13 protein-coding genes and 1 pseudogene are annotated in these 20,004 nt (G+C 71.4%); 8 read left to right on the top strand and 6 right to left on the bottom strand.

The window, feature by feature from the left end; genetic code table 11:
- The first annotated feature begins 26 nt into the window (after positions 1–26).
- Complete coding sequence (locus RAN62_RS21045; RefSeq protein ID WP_305786404.1) at positions 27–1,715, top strand: hypothetical protein; 1,689 nt, start codon at positions 27–29, stop codon at positions 1,713–1,715.
- A 228-nt stretch (positions 1,716–1,943) separates the two neighbouring features.
- Here the strand turns inward: RAN62_RS21045 and RAN62_RS21040 are convergent, their stop codons facing one another.
- Positions 1,944–2,819 (bottom strand): acyl-CoA thioesterase, encoded by an 876-nt coding sequence (locus RAN62_RS21040; protein WP_305786403.1) that lies wholly within the window; start codon positions 2,817–2,819, stop codon positions 1,944–1,946.
- Positions 2,816–4,267 (bottom strand): pyruvate kinase, encoded by a 1,452-nt coding sequence (gene pyk / locus RAN62_RS21035; RefSeq protein WP_305786402.1) that lies wholly within the window; start codon positions 4,265–4,267, stop codon positions 2,816–2,818. Before pyk ends, RAN62_RS21040 begins: the two co-directional genes overlap by 4 nt.
- A 321-nt stretch (positions 4,268–4,588) precedes the next feature.
- Between pyk and RAN62_RS21030 the strand changes: the two genes are divergently transcribed.
- The 3 genes from RAN62_RS21030 to RAN62_RS21020 are packed head-to-tail and all read left to right on the top strand — an operon-like array spanning position 4,589 to position 8,547.
- On the top strand, positions 4,589–7,666 hold the full coding sequence (locus RAN62_RS21030) for an HD domain-containing protein (RefSeq protein ID WP_305786401.1): 3,078 nt from the start codon (positions 4,589–4,591) through the stop codon (positions 7,664–7,666).
- Positions 7,659–8,129: a hypothetical protein gene (locus RAN62_RS21025; protein WP_305786400.1), complete on the top strand. Its 471-nt coding sequence runs from the start codon at positions 7,659–7,661 to the stop codon at positions 8,127–8,129. The genes RAN62_RS21030 and RAN62_RS21025 overlap by 8 nt, the downstream gene beginning before the upstream one ends.
- A 4-nt stretch (positions 8,130–8,133) precedes the next feature.
- Entirely contained in the window at positions 8,134–8,547 is a 414-nt protein-coding gene (locus tag RAN62_RS21020; protein WP_305786399.1) for an NUDIX domain-containing protein, read from the top strand.
- 27 nt (positions 8,548–8,574) lie between these two features.
- On the opposite strand, the gene RAN62_RS21015 is transcribed toward RAN62_RS21020, so the two are convergent.
- Entirely contained in the window at positions 8,575–10,050 is a 1,476-nt protein-coding gene (locus RAN62_RS21015; RefSeq protein ID WP_305786398.1) for a glutamate synthase subunit beta, read from the bottom strand.
- Positions 10,043–14,599, bottom strand: a complete 4,557-nt coding sequence (gltB, locus tag RAN62_RS21010) for a glutamate synthase large subunit (protein ID WP_305786397.1) — start codon at positions 14,597–14,599, stop codon at positions 10,043–10,045. Before gltB ends, RAN62_RS21015 begins: the two co-directional genes overlap by 8 nt.
- A gap of 131 nt (positions 14,600–14,730) precedes the next feature.
- Here gltB and RAN62_RS21005 point away from each other — a divergent pair, with 131 nt between their 5' ends.
- Positions 14,731–15,618 carry a GNAT family N-acetyltransferase gene (locus tag RAN62_RS21005; RefSeq protein ID WP_305786396.1) on the top strand — a complete coding sequence of 296 codons (888 nt, stop codon included), beginning with the start codon at positions 14,731–14,733 and terminating at the stop codon, positions 15,616–15,618.
- 29 nt (positions 15,619–15,647) lie between these two features.
- Here RAN62_RS21005 and RAN62_RS21000 read toward each other — a convergent pair whose 3' ends face one another.
- Positions 15,648–16,400, bottom strand: a complete 753-nt coding sequence (locus RAN62_RS21000; protein WP_305786395.1) for a TetR/AcrR family transcriptional regulator — start codon at positions 16,398–16,400, stop codon at positions 15,648–15,650.
- 165 nt (positions 16,401–16,565) lie between these two features.
- Here RAN62_RS21000 and RAN62_RS20995 point away from each other — a divergent pair, with 165 nt between their 5' ends.
- From RAN62_RS20995 to RAN62_RS20985, 3 genes and pseudogenes are all read left to right on the top strand, one after another.
- On the top strand, positions 16,566–17,165 hold the full coding sequence (locus tag RAN62_RS20995) for an aldo/keto reductase (protein ID WP_305786394.1): 600 nt from the start codon (positions 16,566–16,568) through the stop codon (positions 17,163–17,165).
- Between the two features lie 147 nt (positions 17,166–17,312).
- Positions 17,313–17,933: a flavodoxin family protein gene (locus RAN62_RS20990; protein ID WP_305786393.1), complete on the top strand. Its 621-nt coding sequence runs from the start codon at positions 17,313–17,315 to the stop codon at positions 17,931–17,933.
- 22 nt (positions 17,934–17,955) lie between these two features.
- A pseudogene (locus RAN62_RS20985) lies at positions 17,956–18,169 on the top strand (transposase); the annotation flags it as partial.
- On the opposite strand, the gene RAN62_RS20980 reads toward RAN62_RS20985, so the two are convergent.
- Positions 18,125–19,945, bottom strand: a complete 1,821-nt coding sequence (locus RAN62_RS20980) for a PP2C family protein-serine/threonine phosphatase (protein WP_305786392.1) — start codon at positions 19,943–19,945, stop codon at positions 18,125–18,127. The pseudogene RAN62_RS20985 and the gene RAN62_RS20980 overlap by 45 nt on opposite strands.
- Positions 19,946–20,004 lie beyond the last annotated feature (59 nt).

Genomic DNA, 20,004 nt, shown 5'->3' with positions numbered 1-20,004 from the left:
GAAAGGGCGGTTTGCGGTGGTCGCGGGTGTTGTCATGGCAGTACCAGCGCAGCACCGCGGGAGGATTCATGATGTGGTCCGGCTCGTCGCCTTTGACCGTTGTGCGGGACGGCCTGTGGGGGTTCCTGCTGTTCGCGGGCGTGACCTGGCTGGCGGTGTCGTGGAGCGTGCTGCGGCTGGAGCCGGCGGACCTGGCGCGGGTGGCCGGGCCGGTGATCCTGTTCGGGGCGCTGACCGAGGCGGTGCGGGCGCTCGCGCTGACGCGTACGTGGGGGCTCAACGCCGGGATGGCCGTCGTGTTCGCGGCCACGGGCGGGCTGCTCCTCGCGGACGGGACCAGCTCGTGGGCGACGCCGGGGGCGCTGGTCGGGTGGTTCCTGATGGTGCGGGGCGCCGCGGACCTGACGATCGGGATGCTGAGCCGGGAGTCCGACCGGATCTGGGGGCTCTACGCGGTGCTCGGCGTGGTGGAGGCCGGGGTCGGGTTCCACGGGGCGGGGCCCTTCGGGCGTACGGCGGAAATTGTCCTGGTGGTCCTGGCCGGGGCCGCGTTGCTGCGCGGGATCGCCGACCTGGTCGCGGCGCTGCGGCTGCGGGAGGCTTCGGCCGCGGCGCGCGCGGAGCGGCTGCTGGAGTTGCCGGCGGAGCGGGCGGTCGGGGTGGCCGGCTATGCGGCGGGCCTGATGGACTTCGAGGAGGCGCCGGCGGCGGAGCTGGGGGCCCGGCACCGGGCGGCGGTGCCGCGGGCGTCGGCGGCGGGAATGGCTGATCTTTCCGCGCCGGTTGCGGGCACTGCGGGCGGGGCTTTCGCCGGGGGTACGGGCGGGGCCGGCGCGGCTTTCCACGCGGGCGCGATCAGGCCGGGGGCGGCTTCGGGTGGGCATGGTGCGGCTTTCGGCGCAGGCCCGTCGGGGGTCGCCGGGGCTGGTGCGGCGGGGATGACCGGGGCTGCGGGCATGGTCGGGGGCGGCGCGGCGGGGTCGGCCGGGGCGGGGCCGGTGATGTCGGCGCAGGCTGTCGGCGGGGGCGGCACGGGCGGTTTCGGCGGGGGCAGTTTCCATGACGAGGTGTTGCGGACGACGGCGGATCTGGACGCGGTGCTGGCGCAGCGCGGGGTGACCGGGTCGGTCGATCCGGGGATTCTGGCGCAGGCGGCGGAGCAGGCGGCGCAGGTGCGGGTGCCGGACACCGCCGAGGGCGCCGACCTGCCGATGACCGGGGACGGCGGGCGGGACGACGCGGGGCCGGCGGGCTCGGGGCCGATGGGCTCAGGGGTTGCGGGCTCGGGGGTTGCGGGTCCGGCCGGCTTGGGATCGGCGGCGCCGGTGGATTGGACGCCGATGGCCGCGCCCCGGGCGGATGAGACGACGGCGACGGTGTTCGGCGGCGGTCCGGTGGCGGGCGGGACTGCCGGCACGGCGACGGGCGGCGCGGCGACTTACGGGAGCACGGGCGGCGCGGCGACTTACGGAAGTGTGGACGGCGGCGCGGCTTACCGAAGTGCGGACGGCGGGGCGGCTTACGGAGGCGCGGACGCCGGCGGGTTCGGGAGTGCGGGCGGCGCGGCTTACGGTGGCGCCGGGGCGGCCGGGATGCGGGGCCGGCGGGGGGACGAGTCGTCGTTGCCGTTGCTGGATCCGGCGGCCCGGGCGGCCGAGGCGGCGATGCCGGGCATGGACGACACGTCGATCATCGCGCGGCGGTTGATGGACTGACGTCGCCCCCGGCCGGGCCAGGCGGACGGCGTTGCCAGTCGAGCCAGGCGGGCGCCGTCGCCAGTCGAGCCAGGCGGGGGTGCCGTCGCCAATCGGGCCGGGCGGGCGCCGTCGCCAATCGGGCCGGGCGGGCGCCGGGGGCGAGCGTTCGTGTGCTTGCGGCGCTGCTGGTGGCGTACCGGCAAAGGGAGCTGGTGGGCCGGGGAGCCGGCGGCGGGCAAGGGGTCCTCAGGCGCCGATGCGGCGGAGCAGGCCTTCCTGGACGGCGCTGGCGATGTGGGTGCCGTCGCGGGTGAACATGCGGCCGCTGGCCAGGCCGCGGCTGCCCGAGGCGGAGGGGCTGGCGCTGTCGTAGAGGAACCATTCGTCCGCGCGGAACGGGCGGTGCAGCCAGAGGGCGTGGTCGAGGCTGGCGCCGATGACGCCGCCGGGGCCCCAGACCTCGCCGTGGACGGAGAGGACGGCGTCCAGGAGTGACAGGTCGGACGCGTAGGTCAGGGCGCAGGCGTGGATCAGCGGGTCGTCGGGCAGGGTGCCGTTGATGCGCATCCAGACGCGTTGCTGCTCGGACGCGTCGCGGTCGCCGGGCGGGACCCAGCCGGGCGTACCCAGGTAGCGGACGTCGATGGCCTGCGGGCCCTTGTTGTAGGCGGCCTCGCGGTCGGGATATTTCGCCAGCAGGTCGCGGACGGTCGGGGTGTCCTCGGGGCCGGGCACGCCGGCCGGGGCCGGGGTGTGGTGGTCGAGGCCCTGCTCGGTGACCTGGAAGGACGCCGACATGAAGAAGATCGTCTTGCCGTGCTGCTGGGCGGTGGAGCGCCGCACGGAGAAGGAGCGGCCGTCGCGGATCGTCTCCACGGTGAAGTCGATGGGGACGGTCGGGTCGCCGGGACGTACGAAGTAGCCGTGCAGCGAGTGCACGTGCCGCGCCGGATCGACGGTGCGGCCGGCCGCCACGAGGGCCTGCCCGGCGACCTGGCCGCCGAAGACGCGCTGCGCGCCGACCTGGGGGCTGATGCCCTGGAACCGGTCGCCGGCCAGCTGCTTGAGATCGAGGACCTCGAGCAGCTGGTCGACGGCGGCCTGTCCGGTCAGTGGGGTCACACCGTGCTCGGGGCGACGGTGGCCGGGTCGACGAGGTCGCCGAGCCGGTGCACGCGCAGGGTGTTGGTGGAGCCGGGCGCGTTGGGCGGGCTGCCGGCCACGACGACCACGTAGTCGCCGGGCTTGGCCAGGCCCAGGCCCAGCATCCGCTGGTCGACCTGGCGGAACATGTCGTCGGTGTGCTGCACGAAGTCGGTGAGGAACGTCTCCACACCCCACGACAGCGCCAGCTGGTCGCGCACCTCGGCCACCGGCGTGAACGCGAACAGGGGCAGCTCGCAGTGCAGGCGGCTCAGGCGGCGCACGGTGTCACCGGTCTGCGAGAACGCCACCAGCGCCTTCGCCCCGATGTTGCGCGCGATGCGGACGGCCGCGATGGTCAGGGCGCCGCTGTGCGTACGCGGGTCGTGCTCCAGGTCCGGCACGTCGAACGGGCCGGCCTCGGTCGTCGTCACGATCTTCGCCATGGTGCTGACGGTGAGCACCGGGTATTTGCCGACCGACGTCTCCCCGGACAGCATGACCGCGTCGGTGCCGTCGAGCACGGCGTTGGCGACGTCGGACGCCTCGGCGCGGGTCGGGCGCGAGTTCTCGATCATCGAGTCGAGCATCTGCGTGGCGACGATCACCGGCTTGGCGTTCTCGCGGCAGAGCTGCACGGCCCGCTTCTGCACCAGCGGCACCTGGTCGAGCGGCATCTCCACACCGAGGTCGCCGCGGGCCACCATGACGCCGTCGAACGCGAGCACGATCGCCTCGAGGTGCTCGACGGCCTCGGGCTTCTCGACCTTGGCGATGACCGGGACGGTCCGGCCCTCCTCCGCCATGATCTGGTGCACGAGCTTGATGTCGTCGGGCGAGCGTACGAAGGACAGCGCGACCAGGTCGGCGCCGAGGCCCAGGGCGAACCGCAGGTCCTCCTCGTCCTTGTCGCTCATCGCGGGCACGCTGACGGCCACGTTGGGCAGCGAGACGCCCTTGTTGTTCGAGACCGGGCCACCCTCCGTCACCAGGCACCGGATGTCGTTGCCGTCGACCGCCGACACCTCGACGGCCACCTTGCCGTCGTCGATCAGCAGCCGGTCACCGACCTTGACCTCTTGCGGCAGCTTCTTGTACGTGCAGGAGACGCGCTCCTTCGACCCCAGGATCTCGTCACTGGTGATCGTCACGACGTCGCCGTTGTCCCACTGGTGGGGCCCGTCGGCGAACTTCCCGAGACGGATCTTCGGCCCCTGCAGGTCGGCGAGGACCGCCACGGCCCGGCCGGTCTGCTGAGCAGCCGCGCGCACCGTCTCGTACACCTTCTGGTGGTCCTCGTGGCTGCCGTGGCTGAAGTTCATGCGGGCCACGTCCATCCCGGCCTCGACCAGGCCGAGCATCCGCTCGGGGGAGGAGGTGGCGGGGCCCATCGTGCAGACGATCTTTGCGCGGCGTGTCACAGCCATCAGGCTAGTCTCTCTTCCGGATCGGCCCGCCGGCCGACCCCCGATCGGGGTGGTTGTGCGCGCGGGCTTCGACGTCCGCGATTCGGCCTCAGCTTATCGGTGTTGCCTGTGCCGCCGGAGCCGAGTGGGCGACCTATCCCCTCGGTCACATTCCCGATCGCGATCTCCCGCCCCCGGCACTACATTGCGCGATGTCCATACAACAGCGCGTCCGGGGCCGGGGGTCGTTTCGTGTCCGCATGGGGTCCACTGGGTGAAGTGCTGGCCCGCCATCCGGCCGGCCGGGTCATGGTCGAGGCGGCGACGGCTCAGGCTGCCGAGTTGCTCAAGACCGTGCGGGACACCTTCCCGGCGTACACGCTGCACGACGAGCGCCACGCCCGCAATGTCGTCGGCCTCATGAACGAACTGGCGGGTCCCCGGATCGGACAGGTGGATCCGCTGGAGGCGGCGCTGCTGATTCTGTCGGCGTACTTCCACGACATCGGGATGGTCTACTCGGCCGAGGACCGGGCGCGCGTTCCCGGGGACGAGGAGTTCAGCCGGTTCCTGCGCCGCGAGCCGGACGCCTATCTGGCGGTGCACCGGCACGGCGGAGCGGTACCGGCGGCTGTTCTCGAGAGGTACTGCCGCGAGCGGCACGCCGTCCGGGTGCGTGAGCACCTCGACCGGCTGGAGCTCGCCCAGCCGCAGCTGCTCGCCTGGGACGGGATGTCGCTGGTCAGCGCTCTGGACAGGGTGTGCCGCAGCCACAACGAGTCGGCGGACGTCCTGCGGACCGGGGACTTCGACGAGTTCCTGGGCGTCGCGGACCTCCGCTTCTGCGCGATGCTGCTCCGGCTCGCGGACCTCATGGACTTCGGCCGCAGCCGCGCCCCGCGGATCATCTACGACTACCTCGGCCTGGCCCGGCCGGGCTACGCCACCGCCGCCGAGAGCGCGGAACACTGGCATCAGCAGATGCACAGCCGCGGTTTCCTGTTCCCGCGCGAGGATCCGGCTTCGTGGCCGTCGATCTATCAGATCGGATATGCGGCGAACCCCCGTGATCCCGCAGTCGAGCATGCCATCCGGTCCTTTCTGGGGATGGCCCGGACCGAGCTGCAACAGTGCCGGCCCATCCGGGACCAGTGCCGGGCCGGGCTGCGCGACCTGCCGCTGCCCGGCGACATCGACGTCCGCCAGGTGGAGAGCAAGGGGTACACGTACGGCGACTTCCGCTTCGAACTCGACCGCGCCTCGGTGCTGGAGCTGTTCACCGGCGAAGAACTCTACGACGACCAGTACGCGTTCCTGCGGGAATTGCTGCAGAACGCCATCGACACCGTGCTGGCCCGCGAGCGGATCCACGGCTCCTTCCCGCACCCGCATGTGGCGGTGACGAGCTGGGAGGACGGTGACGGCTTCACGTGGGTCCGCATCGACGACAACGGCCTGGGAATGGATGAACGGCTGCTGCGGGATTACTTCCTGCGCGTGGGCCGGTCGTACTACAAGTCGGCCGAGTTCGAGGCCCAGCTGGTCCGCCGGCAGCAGGAGAAGGCGTTCGTGCCGATCAGCCGCTTCGGCATCGGAGTGCTGTCCTGTTTCCTGGCCGGGGACCGGATCGAGGTGTCGACCCGCCATCTGGTCCGCGGCGGTGACGAACCGGAGACGGGCACCGCGCTGCGGTTGTCACTGCGCCGCGATCGTGACTTCTTCGTCCTGCGCCGGGCAGGCCAGGGACCGGACGACATGCCCGCCGGCCCACGCGGCGACCGGGGATTCCGCCGGCACGCGGGCACCAGCATCGCCGTACGCATCGACCCGCGCCGTACGGGCATCCGCACTGCCGGGATCGCCGCGAAGGTCGAGGACCTTCTGTTGTCGCCGCCCATCTCTGTCACGGTCAACGGAGAGGCGGCCGGCCGCCGGCACTCCGCCACGCTGGATGATGTGTGGCGGCCTGAACCGCATGTCGCCCGGATAGACACCGCCGATCGCGAGTCGAGAATCGGCGCTTTGCCCTTCATCGGAAGCTTCGACGTCGTGACCGTGCCGATCGATCTGGACCGCACGACATCGGTGACCGGCGTAGGAGGCCGGCTGATCGCTCTGCTGGCCCTCCCTGCGTCCAGCGCCGACGGTACCGCTTCAGATCTTCTGGCCGGCTGGCCGAAGAAGCCGGCCGGACTGGCAGGCCGACCCACAGACGCCGTCACGGAAGTCACATGCCGGATCAGAACTGCTCGGTACAGTGAACAACCGGACGTCGAAATCACCGTAGACCGATACGTCGATCAAGCCACATTCGCTTCCTTCCTGGACGCGCTCGCACCCTTCGCCGGGCTGCCCTTGCCACCCATGCCCGGGGGAACCGAGACCGAACGGGCTGTTGCGCTGGCGGAAGCGCCGGTGTTCATTTGGGACGCTCTGGACCGCCACAGCCTGCAAACGCCCTTCCCTGTCAGTTATCGGGAAGTTGGCCATCCGTCCTTGTCATCCCTCTTTCGTCATGAGCCGCCGACCCGATGGGCCCACCACGGCGTCGTCCTGCCCGTGGGGCCGCCTGCCGGCCCACTGTTCAACAGCGTTGTCGAGCGGGAAGCTGTTCTGGGGGGCATCGTGTTACTGGGCGGCGCACTGCGTCCGGAGCTCACCATCTCCCGGGAAGCGGTACGAGCCGTTTCTTTCCCGGTGCAGTCGGCGGCGCATCTGGCCATACATATGGCGTTGCGCGGTTCAACCGCGCCATCCGGCGCTTTGCGGCATCTGCTCCGGCTGGACCTGTTCGGCAACGGGTCCGCGCACCCCTTCTCCGTTGCCGAACTCCGGAGCGATGCCCTGCTGACCGGCGGCCGATGGAACGACGAGGACGTCATTCCCACACCGAACGGCATGGTGAGCGTGAACGCGCTGCTGGCGGCGGTGGCGCAGGGAGAGCAGCCGCCGGTCGGCGGCTCCGCCCTTGCTTACCTGCCCGGGAAACAATCCTTCTACGGCGGTCTCGCCGCGGCACTGCTCGCCTTCTTCGTGCCGATCGTGTACGAGCCTGCCGCGACTCGCGGATCCGGGCGCCTGGTCGCCGTCGCCCACACCGCCGCGGACCAGATCTCCGACCTGCTGCCCCCGTTGTACGCGGTTCCCTTTCGAGGCCCTGCGGGTCTGGCCCAGGCGGACTCCATCCTGAACGCCACACACCCGCTGGTGCAGTGGATCTCTCGGCACGCCGCGGCGCTGGCACGCGACTTCCCGCTGGCCTTCCGGCTACTGGTCCCGGACGCCCCGTGGAGACTTGCTGTCGACGACGTGAACGACGCCCTCGAGCAGGTGGCCCGCAGTTGCACAGATATTCCCGCTCCCCCACCCGAAGCGTACGTGTACACGGACGAGAACGGATGGTGGTGGTCCCGTGACTAATCCGGCGCCGGTGGACAAGGTGACTGCTTTTGAGGTGGAGCGGTACAAGTACATCCTGCAGCAGCTGCACACCGTCAACGAAAATGTCTACCGCTTCCTGGCCATCTATCAGACCTTGGCGACGGTGCTGGTGGGGGCGGCGCTCGCGCTTTTCGTGCGGTACGAGGACTGGGGCATCCGGCCGGGCACGGCACGGATCGGGGTTGTGGCGATTCTTCTGCTGGTGACGTTCGTGGCGCTCTTCACGCTGATTCTCATCGTGATGGGGATGTTCACGTGGTGGGACTACCGGAAGGAGGAGTGCGAGTTCACCGGGACGGCGGTGCGCAAGGACTTCCGGAAGCCGCCCGAGGTGGGGAACATCTGGCGGTGGTACGAGACGTGGATCGGCCTGTTCATTCTGTTGTCGATCTCGTTCATGTGGCTCGCGGCGGGCCTGGTGATCATTCCGGCGATAGGCTGAGCCGGTGAGTGAGCCCGGGCGCGACCACGTCGGCGTGGGGGTGGGCGCCTACGTGCTCAACGGCCGGCAGGAAGTCTTTCTCGCCCTGAGGGGGCCGGAAGCGCGGAACGAGAGCGGCTGCTGGGAGTTCCCCGGCGGGACCGTCGAGTTCGGAGAGACCCTCGAAGCCGCCGTACGGCGGGAGATGCGCGAGGAGTACGGCATGGACGTCACCGTCGAGCGGCTGCTCGGTGTGGACGATCACATGACCGAGGGGCAGCACTGGGTGTCGGTGTCGTTCCTGGCTCGCCACGAGGGCGGCACACCGGAGATCCGGGAGCCCGGCAAGTGCACCGCGATCGGCTGGTTCGGCGAGGACGAACTGCCGCAGCCGCTGTCCCTGGCCAGTGAGGCCACGCTGCGGGCCCGGCGCGCATAAAGCGCCGGACCCGACAAAGGACAGCGGCTAGCGGGTCGCGGCGAGGGGCTGGGACGACGGGCGTACGGGCGCCGGCAGCTCGCCCGCGCCGCCCAGATACGCGTGGATCGCCGACGCGGCGGAGCGGCCCTCGGCGATGGCCCACACGATCAGCGAGGCGCCCTTGTGCATGTCGCCCGCGATGAAGACGCCGGGGGCGGCCTGCCAGCCGGAGTCGGTGTCGACCGCGCCGCGCTTGGTGCGGGTGACGCCGAGGTCGGCCAGGAAGGGCTGGTCCTCGGTGCCCTCGAAGCCGATGGCCAGCAGGACGAGCTGGGCCGGCAGGTCGCGCTGGGAGCCCTCGGTGACGGTGACCGTGCGGACGCCGTCGATGCGTTCGACCACGACGTCGGCGATGCGGACGGCGGCCACGTTGCCGTCGCCGTCGTCGACGAACTCCTGGACGGCGACGCCGAAGACGCGGTCGCCGCCCTCCTCGTGGGCCGGGTAGTTGCGGAGGATGACCGGCCAGGTCGGCCACGGGTGCAGGGCCGCGGCGCGGGTGTCCGGGGGCAGCGGGTACTGGTCGAGCTGGATGACGTTCCGGGCGCCCTGGCGGTGGGCGACGCCGAGGCAGTCGGCGCCGGTGTCGCCGCCGCCGATGATGACCACGTCCTTGCCGGCGGCGTCGATCGAGGCGAAGGGCTCGAGCTTGGCCACGACCCGGTTGGCCGGGACGAGGTGCTCCATCGCCAGGTGTACGCCGTTCAGCGCACGGCCCGGCGTCGAAGCGGTGTCCCGACCGGCGAGGGCGCCGCACGCCAGCAGCACGGCGTCGAACTGGGCCCGCAACTCGGCCGCGGTGATGTCGACGCCCACGTTCACGCCGGCGCGGAAGACGACGCCCTCGGCCGACATCTGGGCCAGGCGGTCGTCGATGCGCTCCTTCTCCAGCTTGAAGTCCGGGATGCCGTAGCGCAGCAGGCCACCGATCCGGTCGTCGCGCTCGAAGACCGTCACGTCGTGGCCGGCCCGGGCCAGCTGCTGGGCGGCGGCGAGACCGGCCGGCCCCGAGCCGACGACGGCGACCGACTTGCCGGAGCGGGTCGGGGCGATCTGCGGTTGCACGTACCCGTGGTCGAAGGCGTGGTTGGCGATCTCCACCTCGACCTGCTTGATGGTGACCGGGTCGTCGGCGATGCCGAGGACGCAGGCCGCCTCGCAGGGCGCGGGGCACAGCCGCCCGGTGAACTCCGGGAAGTTGTTGGTCGCGTGCAGGCTCTCCGCGGCGGACGCCCAGGTGCCCGTACGCACCAGGTCGTTCCAGTCCGGGATGCGGTTGCCGAGCGGGCAGCCCTCGTGGCAGAACGGGATGCCGCAGTCCATGCAGCGCGTCGCCTGCTCGCGGATGAGCTCCTCGCCCGCGGGCGGATAGACCTCGCGCCAGTCCTTGATGCGCACCGGCACGGGCCGGCGCTTGGGCAGCTGGCGCTCGTAGCGCAGGAAACCGTTCGGGTCAGGCACGGACAACCCCCATGACAGCCTCGTCGACGTCGCGACCGGCAGCCTCGGCGGTCTTGATCAGTTCCATGACACGCTTGTAGTCGCGCGGGACCACAGCGGTGAAGCGGGAGACAGCGGCCGGCCAGTCCGCGAGCAGCGCTTCGGCCACCGCGGAGCCCGTTTCCTCCAGGTGGCGGGAGATCAAGCGACGCAAGATCTCCTCCTCCGCGGAGGTGAGCGGTGCGAGATCCACCAGCTCCGGGTTGATCCGGGCCGGGTCGAGATCCAGCAGGAAGGCGGTCCCACCGCTCATCCCGGCCGCGAAATTCCGCCCGATCGAGCCGAGCACCACCACAGTGCCACCGGTCATGTACTCGCAGCCGTGGTCGCCGATGCCCTCGACGACAGCGGCGGCACCCGAGTTGCGCACCGCGAACCGCTCCCCGGCCCGGCCGCGCAGGAACAGCTCTCCGCCCGTGGCCCCGTACAGGATGGTGTTGCCGGCAATGGTGTTCTCCTCCGCGACGAACGGCGCGCGCTCGTCGGGGCGGATCGCGATGCGGCCGCCGGACAGGCCCTTGGCGACATAGTCGTTGGTGTCGCCGATCAGCCGCAGCGTCACGCCGCGCGGCAGGAACGCGCCGAACGACTGGCCGCCGGTGCCCCGCAGGGTGAAGGCGATCGTGTCGTCGGGCAGCCCGTTGCCGCCGTAGCGCCGGGTGACCTCGCCGCCGAGCATCGCGCCGACGCTGCGGTGGTCGTTGCGGACGCGCACCTCGGCGCGGACCTCCGTGCCGTCGGTGAGGGCCGGCTGGGCGAGCGCGATGAGCTCGTTGTCCAGCGACTTGTCGAGGCCGTGGTCCTGGGCGACGACGCCGCGGCGGGACGCGCCCTCCTCGAGCTCCGGCACGAAGAGCACCGGGCCGAGGTCGAGGCCCTTGGCCTTCCAGTGGTCGAGCGCCGGCGCCACGTCGAGCACCTCGGCGTGCCCGATCGCCTCGTCGATGCTGCGGAAGCCCAGCTCGGCCAGGTAGCCGCGGACCTCCTCGGCGATGAAGAGGAAGAAATTCTCCACGAACTCGGGCTTGCCGCTGTAGCGCTCGCGCAGCACCGGGTTCTGCGTGGCGATGCCCACCGGACAGGTGTCGAGGTGGCAGACGCGCATCATGATGCAGCCCGACACGATCAGCGGCGCGGTCGCGAAGCCGAACTCCTCCGCACCGAGCAGAGCGGCGATGAGGACGTCCCGCCCCGTCTTCAACTGCCCGTCCACCTGTACGGTCACCCGGTCGCGCAGCTTGTTCAGCAACAGCGTCTGCTGCGCCTCCGCCAGCCCCAGCTCCCACGGCGTGCCCGCGTGCTTGAGCGAGTTGAGCGGCGAGGCGCCCGTACCCCCGTCATGGCCCGAAATGAGGATCACGTCGGCCTTGAGCTTCGCCACGCCCGCGGCGACCGTGCCCACGCCGATCTCGGACACCAGCTTGACGTGCACGCGCGACTGCGGGTTGACGCTCTTGAGGTCGTGGACCAGCTGCGCCAGGTCCTCGATGGAGTAGATGTCGTGGTGCGGCGGCGGCGAGATGAGCCCCACACCCGGGGTGGCGTGCCGGGTCTTGGCGATCCACGGCCACACCTTGTTGCCCGGCAGCTGCCCGCCCTCGCCCGGCTTCGCGCCCTGCGCCATCTTGATCTGCAGGTCGTCGGCGTTGACGAGATATTCGCTCGTCACCCCGAAGCGGCCGGACGCGATCTGCTTGACGCTGGAGCGGCGCGCCGGGTCGTAGAGACGCTCGACGTCCTCGCCGCCCTCGCCGGTGTTCGACTTGCCGCCGAGGTTGTTCATCGCGATCGCGAGCGTCTCGTGCGACTCGGCGGAGATCGAGCCGTAGGACATCGCGCCGGTCGCGAAGCGCTTCACGATCTCGGACGCGGGCTCGACCTCCTCCAGGGGTACGGCCGGCCGGTCGGACTTGAGCGTGAAGAGGCCGCGCAGGTGACCCGCCTCGGCCGCGAGCCCGTCCACCTTGGACGTGTACTGCTGGAAGACGTCGTACTGCTTGCTGCGCGTGGCGTGCTGCAGCAGGAAGACCGTCTCGGGGTTGAAGAGGTGGATCTCGCCCTCGCGGCGCCATTGGTACTCGCCGCCGACCTCGAGGCGGCGGTGGCTGCGCTCGGCCGGGTTCGACGGGTACGCCTTGGCGTGCCGCGCCGCGACCTCCGCGTGGATCTCGGCCAGCCCGGAGCCGCCGATGCGCCCGGACGTGCCCGCGAAATAGCGCTGCAGCAGCTGGTTGTCCAGGCCGACGGCCTCGAAGACCTGCGCGCCGCAGTACGACGACACGGTCGAGATGCCCATCTTGGACATGATCTTCAGGACGCCCTTGCCGAGCGCCTTGACGTAGTTGCGGACCGCCTTCTTCGACTCGACGCCGGCCAGCGGGCCGGTCGCGATGAGGTCGTCGACGCTCTCGAACGCCAGGTACGGGTTGACCGCGGCGGCACCGTAGCCGATGAGCACGGCCGCGTGGTGCACCTCCCGGCAGTCCCCCGACTCGACCACCAGCGCGACCTGGGTGCGGGTCTGCTCGCGTACGAGATGCTGGTGCACCGCCGCGGTCAGCAGCAGCGACGGGATCGGGGCCAGGTCGGCGTTGGAGTCCCGGTCGGAGAGCACCAGGATGCGGACGCCGTCCTCGATCGCCTCCGACACGTGCCGGCAGATCTGGGTGAGCCGGGCCTTGATGCCCTCGGCCCCGTCGCGCAGCGGGTAGAGCCCGGAGACCCGCACCGCCTTGAAGCCCGGCAGGTCGCCGTCCTCGTCGATGGAGAGCAGCTTGGCCAGCTCGTCGTTGTCGAGGATCGGGTAGGGCAGCACGATCTGGCGGCAGCTCGCCGGGCCCGGGTCGAGCAGGTTGCCCTCGGGGCCGATGGTCGTCGACAGGCTGGTCACCAGCTCCTCGCGGATGGCGTCCAGCGGCGGGTTGGTGACCTGGGCGAAGAGCTGATGGAAGTAGTCGAACAGCAGCCGCGGCCGGGTCGACAGCGGCGAGATCGGCGTGTCGGTGCCCATCGACCCCAGCGGCTCCGCCCCCGTACGGGCCATCGGCGCGACCAGGATCTTCAGCTCCTCCTCGGAGTAGCCGAAGATCTGCTGGCGGCGCAGCACCGAGTCGTGCGTGTAGATCTCGTGCTCGCGCGGCGGCAGGTCGTCGAGCTCGAGCAGGCCCGCGTGCAGCCACTCGTCGTAGGGCTCGGCGGCGGCCAGCTCGGCCTTGATCTCGTCGTCGTGCACGATCCGGCCGGCCTCGGTGTCGACCAGGAACATGCGCCCCGGCTGCAGGCGGCCCTTCGCGACCACCGTGGCCGGGTCGATGTCGAGCACGCCCGCCTCGGAGCCGAGCACGACCAGGCCGTCGCTGGTGTGCCACCAGCGGCCCGGGCGCAGGCCGTTGCGGTCGAGCACCGCGCCGATGATCGTGCCGTCGGTGAACGCCACCGACGCCGGCCCGTCCCACGGCTCCATGAGGCTCGCGTGGAAGCGGTAGAACGCGCGCCGGGCCGGGTCCATGGCCAGGTCGTTCTCCCACGCCTCCGGGATCATCATCAGGACGGCGTGCGGCAGGCTGCGGCCCGACAGGTGCAGCAATTCCAGGACGGCGTCGAAGTTCGCCGAGTCCGACGCCTCGGGCGTGCAGATCGGGAAGAGCCGCTTGATGCTGCCCGGCAGCTTCGGCGACGCCAGCAGCGCCTCGCGGGCCGCCATCCAGTTCTTGTTGCCGCGGATGGTGTTGATCTCACCGTTGTGAGCGATGAACCGGTACGGGTGGGCGAGCGGCCACGACGGGAACGTGTTCGTCGAGAAGCGCGAGTGCACGAGCGCGATGGCGCTGTCGACCCGGTCGTCGGTCAGATCGGGGAAGAACTCCGGCAGCTGGTCCGGGGTGAGCATGCCCTTGAACGTCATCGTGCGCGACGACAGCGACGGGAAGTACGCCGCGATGCCGCGCTGCTGCGTCTCCCGCTCGGCCTGCTTGCGGATGCAGAACGCGACGATGTCGAGCTCCTGCCCGCTGAGCGTCTTGCGATCGCCGGTCAGCCGGTCCGCGGCGAGGAACACCTGCTTGATCACCGGACGGGCGGCTTCCGCGGTGGCGCCCAGCCCGGACGGGTCCACGGGCACGTCGCGCCAGCCGAGGATGTCGGCCCCCTCGACGAGCGCGTACTTCTCGAACACGGCGATCGCGCGGGCGGCGTCGGCCTCGTCGGTCGGGAGGAAGACGTGCCCGGTGGCGTACGACCCGTACTCCGGAAGGTCGAAATCCACGACGGCGCGCAGGAAGGCGTCCGGGACCTGGATCATGATGCCGGCGCCGTCGCCGGTGTTGTACTCGGCGCCGCGCGCGCCGCGGTGGTCCAGGCGGATCAGCGCGGACAGGCCCTTGGCGACGACATCGTGCGACCGCCGGCCATGGAGGTCAGCCACAAACGCGACGCCACAGGCGTCGCGTTCGTTGGCCGGGTCATAAAGCCCCTGGGGGTGCGGAAATGCCACCGGGCCTCCGATCGTCACGTTTGTTTCCTGCTGAGGTCGGGACGACGTCGGCCCTGCAAAAGTCTCTAGATACTACGTTAGACGCCCGGCGACTCCGCCAGGTGCGGATGGATCACACTTGCCGGGGGCGGGTCGGTTAGTCTCGCGCGGTGGCGCTAGAGGATACCGACATCTTTGCCCGGCTGGAACGTTTCTACGACGCCGTGCCCCGAGACGCCGCGGTGGCGGAGGACATCGGGGACTTCGTGCTCTTCGTCCGCGAGGGCGCGGGCTGGCCGTTCTATGCCCGGCCCCGGCTCTCGTTGCGGCAGGGCCTCGGCGGTGACACCCCGTCCGCCGCTGATATTACTGCGGTCCGCGCCCGCCAACGCGAACTGGGCGTCCCCGAGGCCTTCGAATGGGTCCACGAGACGACCCCGGACCTCCTCGCCGTCGCCCGGTCCGCGGGGCTCGACGTGCTGCTCGCCCCGCTCATGGTGCTCGAACGCGCCGCGCTGGTGCCCGATCTGCCCGTACCGGGGGCCGTCGTCCGCCTCCTCGACCCGGCGGATCCTTCCTTTCCCGATGACCTCACGGCCGGGCGCGCCGTGGCCGGCCTCGGCTTCGCCACCCCCGCCTCCACCCCCAGCACGGCCACCGCGGGCGCCCTCACCATCGAACCCGCCGGCCCGGCCCAGCGCGACGCGGTCCCGCCCCCACCCCCGGAAGCCCTGACCGACCAGGTACGCGCCCACCGCGCCGGCCACGTCGTCAGCGCCGTGGTCTCCTCCCCCGGCGACGGCGTGCTGGCGGTCGGCTCGGTGCAGCGCTCCGGCGGCGTGGCGGAAGTGGTCGGTGTGGCGACTTTGCCGGCGGCCCGCAACCGGGGGTACGCCTCCCAGCTGACCGCGGCCCTCGCCCGGCGCGCGCTGGACGAGGGCGACGACGTGGTCTTCCTCTCAGCCGGCGACGAGGACGTGGCGCGGCTCTACTCGCGGCTGGGCTTCCGCCGCGTGGGAACCGCCTGCATCGGCAGCCCCGCGGCGGCGCCCCTCTGATCCTCGGCGGCGGCTGAACTCGGCTCGGATCACCTGGCCAGGCTGCCGATCCACTCTCTGAGCAGGGCGGCCTCGAGGAGGCTGAATCCCGCGTCGACCACCGGGTCGGCGCCGGCGTCGGCGCCTTCGCCGAGCGCAGCGAGCAGGGCCAGCGCCCGCCCGGCAATGGTTGTCGAGGCGTCACCGGCGGGGCTGGGGTCGCTGACGATCGAGGCGATCACCGTGTCGCGCAGGCCGATCAGCGTGGCCGGGTCGCGTTCGCTCTCCGGCTGGGAGAGCAACAGCAGCACCGCGCCGGTGGTGGTGGCCTCGATGTGCCGGACGGCGATGTCGACCGGGACCCGCAGCCGGCCCTGCCGGCGTGCCCGCTCGAGCATGCGGCGCAGGATCTCGCTGTTCTCCTGGGCGGCGGCCGGCCTGCGACCCGGGCGCAGGTTGCCGTACATCAGCGCATAGAAGGCCGGATTGCGCAGCCCGAACTCGACGTGGATCTCCCAGCCGCTGCGGACGTCGGCGATCGGGTCCGGGCTCGGACTCAGCGCGCGCTTCTCAGCGATGTAGCTCTCGAAGCAGTAGCTGGCCAGGGCGTCGAGCAGGCCGTCCTTGTCGCCGAACAGGCGGTACAACGTCGGCGTCTGCACGCCGGCGGCCGTGGCGACCGCGCGGGTCGAGATGGCGGCGGGGCCCTGCTCCCGGAGCAAGCGGGCGGCGGCTTCCAGAATGCGCTCGCTCTGCTCGCTGCGGTCGGCGGCTACGGCGGTGTCGGGTCTGACGGCTGGCATGTGTCGAAGGTAACGCTTCTTGACTGACGTTGTCATTGACGATGTCAACGGTTTAGCGTTGCCACCGTCAACAACACCTACAGGAGGTGGTGACTAGTGGTCCCCCATGTCGTCCTCGGAGTGAACGGCCCCCTGGTGGGCAAGCAAGGCCTCGGTTGCATGGGTATGAGCGAGTTCTACGGCCCCACCGACCCCTCAGCGGCCAGGCGGACTTTGAAAACCGCCCTGGACGCCGGTGTCACGCTCTTCGACACCGCCGACATGTACGGCCAGGGAGACAACGAACGCTTCCTGGCTCCTTTCCTGGCCGCGCACCGCGACTCCGTCGTGATAGCGACCAAGTTCGGCACCGTGCGAGCAGGCGACGGTTCCATGTCGATCCGGACCGACGCCGCATACGTTCATCAGGCGGTCGATGCCAGCCTCGATCGCCTGGGGGCCGACGTGATCGACCTGTACTACATGCACCGGCGCGACCCGCGCGTTCCCCTGGCCGAATCTGTCGGCGCCATGGCCGAACTCGTGCAGCGGGGAAAGGTCCGCTTCCTCGGATTGAGCGAGGTCACCGGGGCCGAACTGCGCGAAGCCCATGCGATCCATCCGATCACCGCGGTGCAGTCCGAATGGTCGCTGTTCACCCGCGACATCGAGACCAGCCTGGTGACGGCCGCCGCCGAGCTCGGCGGATGTGCACGGCGTGCCGGTGGTGCCGATCCCGGGCACTCGCCGGCCCGAACGCCTGCTGGAGAACCTGGCTGCCGCTGAGCTCACCCTGACGAGCACCGAACTGGCCCAGCTCGAGCCCATCGCCGGCAACGTGCTCGGCGACCGATACCCGGACATGACCGAGACGTCATCGGCCCGCGAGAACCACTGACCCCTCTCCCGCCCTTCTCCTGAACGGAAAAAATCATGCCCCGCATCTCCGTCGCCATCGCCTACACCTCCGGCTACGGCCACACCCGCGAGTTCGCCAACAGCGTCGCCGACGGTGCCCGGTCGGTGGACGCGGTGGACGTCGACCTCGTCGACGTCGCCACCATCACCGACGCCGGATGGGCCACGCTCGGCAACGCCGACGCGATCATCTTCGGCACTCCGACCTACATGGGCAGCGCGTCGGGTGCCTTCCACGCCTTCGCCGAAGCTTCCTCCAAGCCCTGGATGCGACGGTCCTGGCAGGACAAGATCGCCGCCGGCTTCACCAACTCCGGCTCGATGAGCGGCGACAAACTGCACACCTTGCAGTACCTGTCGCTGCTCGCCGCGCAGCACGGCATGCACTGGATCAGCCTCGGACTACTGCCCGGCTGGAACACCACCGTCGCCAGCGAGCACGACGACAACCGCCTCGGCTTCTACCTCGGCGCCGGCGCCCAGTCCTGGAACGACCAGGGTCCCGACGCTGCCCACGCCGCCGATCTGAACACCGCACGCCACCTCGGCCGGCGCGTTGCCACCGTGACCCATGTCTTCGCCGCGGGAGCTTCCGCCGCACCGGATGAACCGAACACGATCAAACTCGGTCACTGACCTGAGACCAAGCGACCTCCACCCACCCCGGCAACGCGGCTCGAACGAGAACACCAGCTGACTCCTGCGCCAGTACTTCCCGAAAGAGACCGACCTCGCCCAGCACGCACCCGAGGACCTGGCCGCTGTCGCGGCCCCAGCTCAACGGCCGCCCGGCAATGACGCTCGGGTGGCAAACACCAGCCGAGCGTCTAGCTGAACTTCTGGACTCCGACGGTGGTGCGACGACCCCCTGAAACCGCCGAGGGCGGGGCGGTGCCCAGGCGGACGCAGGCCACGACGCTGTCGTCGCCGGTCGGGTTGCCGGTGATCATCGCGTCCAGGAGGCAGTCGCACCAGCGCTGCGGCCGGGGGTCGGTGATGCGGGCCGCCGCCGTCCGGAGCCGGTCCAGCCCGGCGTCCAGCGTCTCGGTCCGCCGCTCGACGAGCCCGTCGGAGTACCACACCAGCATCGCGCCCGGCGCCACGAGAGTCTCCGCCTGCGGACGCGGGCCGGCCGCGGTCGGCAGGGGCTCGGACAGGGCGTCCCACAGATACTCGGCTGTGCCGTCGGTCACCAGCAGCGGCGGCGGGTGGCCGGCGCGGGCGTGGCGCAGGGAGCCGGCCACCGGGTCGTACTCGGCGTAGCCGACCGTCACATAGCTGGCGCCCGGGACGGACGGGCACAGCTCGTCCAGCTCGCCCAGGATGTCACCGGGCGTGGCGCCCTTCCCCGCGATCCACCGGACGTACTGCTGCAGCCGGCCCATCGCGACCGCGGCGGTCAGACCGTGGCCGATCACGTCGCCGACGACGATGCCGACGCGGCCGGCGGGCAGGGCGAAGACGTCGTACCAGTCGCCGCCGACGTCCTGGCCCTCGGTGGCCGGCAGGTAGCGGGCCGCAGCGGCGACCCCCGGCAGGTCCGCCATGATGGCCGGGAGCAGCGCGCGTTGCAGCTGGTGGGCCGCCCGCTGCTCGGTCTCGAACAGCTCCGCCCGCTGCAGCGCCCGGACGCCGAGGGCGTTGAGAGCGGCGGGCCCGTCGCCGGTCAGGACGTCGTTGACCTCGGCGACCGTGGCGGCGCCGGCGAGCCGGGCGGTGACCCGCTGGAGGGCCTGCAGGCGGCGGCGGGCGTGCGCCTCGCGTTCCGACTCGGCCCGGGCGCGGTCACGCTCGCCGACCGCGACGGCCAGGGCCCCGGCGCCGAGCACGATGCACGCGACGTACAGCTGCAGGCTCGCCCCGGCCAGCCGCTGCACACCGGCCACCGTGCCCCAGGGTCCCCGGCCCGCGGCGCTGACGACGTTCGCGGTGAACGCCATCGCGAAGCCGGCCAGACCCACAAGACCAGCCTGCCCGCGTACGCCGATGCCGACGAGCAACGGCACGGGCAGATAGATCAGCGGCACCCGGGACGACCAGAACCCGGCCACCGTCAGGCCCGCCGCGGCCGGCAGCACCGCCGCCCGGCGCCAGCATCGGCGCAGCTCGGAGCGCCGGACGCCGCCGAGGGCCACGAGCGCGGTGCCCAGCGTGAGGACGGCCAGCGCGTCCCCGGCCCAGAACTGGCCGAAGGCCGCCCACCAGCCGGGGTGCTCGACGACGACGATCGTGGTGGCCCCCACCACGGCCCCGGCGACCGGGCCGGCGGCCACCGCGCCGGCGAGGAAGGTCACGGCGTGCACCCGCCGGGACAGGTCGAGCGGGCCCGCGATCCGGCGGCGGACCAGGGCGGCCCCGGCGAGCGGCTCGGCGACGTTGGCGAGGACGAACCCGGCGACCCCGGCCGGCGGGATCCCGTGGGCGACGTCGATGCCGAGCTCCGCGACCGCCGCGCCCGCCAGCACCCAGACCCATCGGCGGCGCGCCGTGAGCAGGAGCGCGGCGAGGGTGACGCCGGCCGGCGGGAAGAAGACCGCGCCGGCCGCCGAGGCCTGGAAGAGCAGGAAGGACGACAGCGAACCCGCCGTGTACGCGACGGCCACGGCGACGCACAGCGCCACGTCCCGCGCTGCGGGCGAGCGAGCCACGTCTCATTGCAGCACGGGGACCGGCGGGCCGGGTTCCCCTGAACGGGCACGCCGCCGGG

The sequence above is a fragment of the Symbioplanes lichenis genome (assembly GCF_030709675.1).
Lineage (GTDB): Bacteria > Actinomycetota > Actinomycetes > Mycobacteriales > Micromonosporaceae > Actinoplanes > Actinoplanes lichenis.
This window is presented reverse-complemented; position numbering and strand designations above follow the sequence as displayed.

Coding starts and splice junctions, on each gene's coding strand:
- pyk (WP_305786402.1), bottom strand. CDS start 4,267: ATGGCTGTGACACGCCGCGCAAAGATCGTCTGCACGATGGGCCCCGCC.
- RAN62_RS21000 (WP_305786395.1), bottom strand. CDS start 16,400: ATGCCAGCCGTCAGACCCGACACCGCCGTAGCCGCCGACCGCAGCGAG.
- RAN62_RS20995 (WP_305786394.1), top strand. CDS start 16,566: ATGAGCGAGTTCTACGGCCCCACCGACCCCTCAGCGGCCAGGCGGACT.
- RAN62_RS20990 (WP_305786393.1), top strand. CDS start 17,313: ATGCCCCGCATCTCCGTCGCCATCGCCTACACCTCCGGCTACGGCCAC.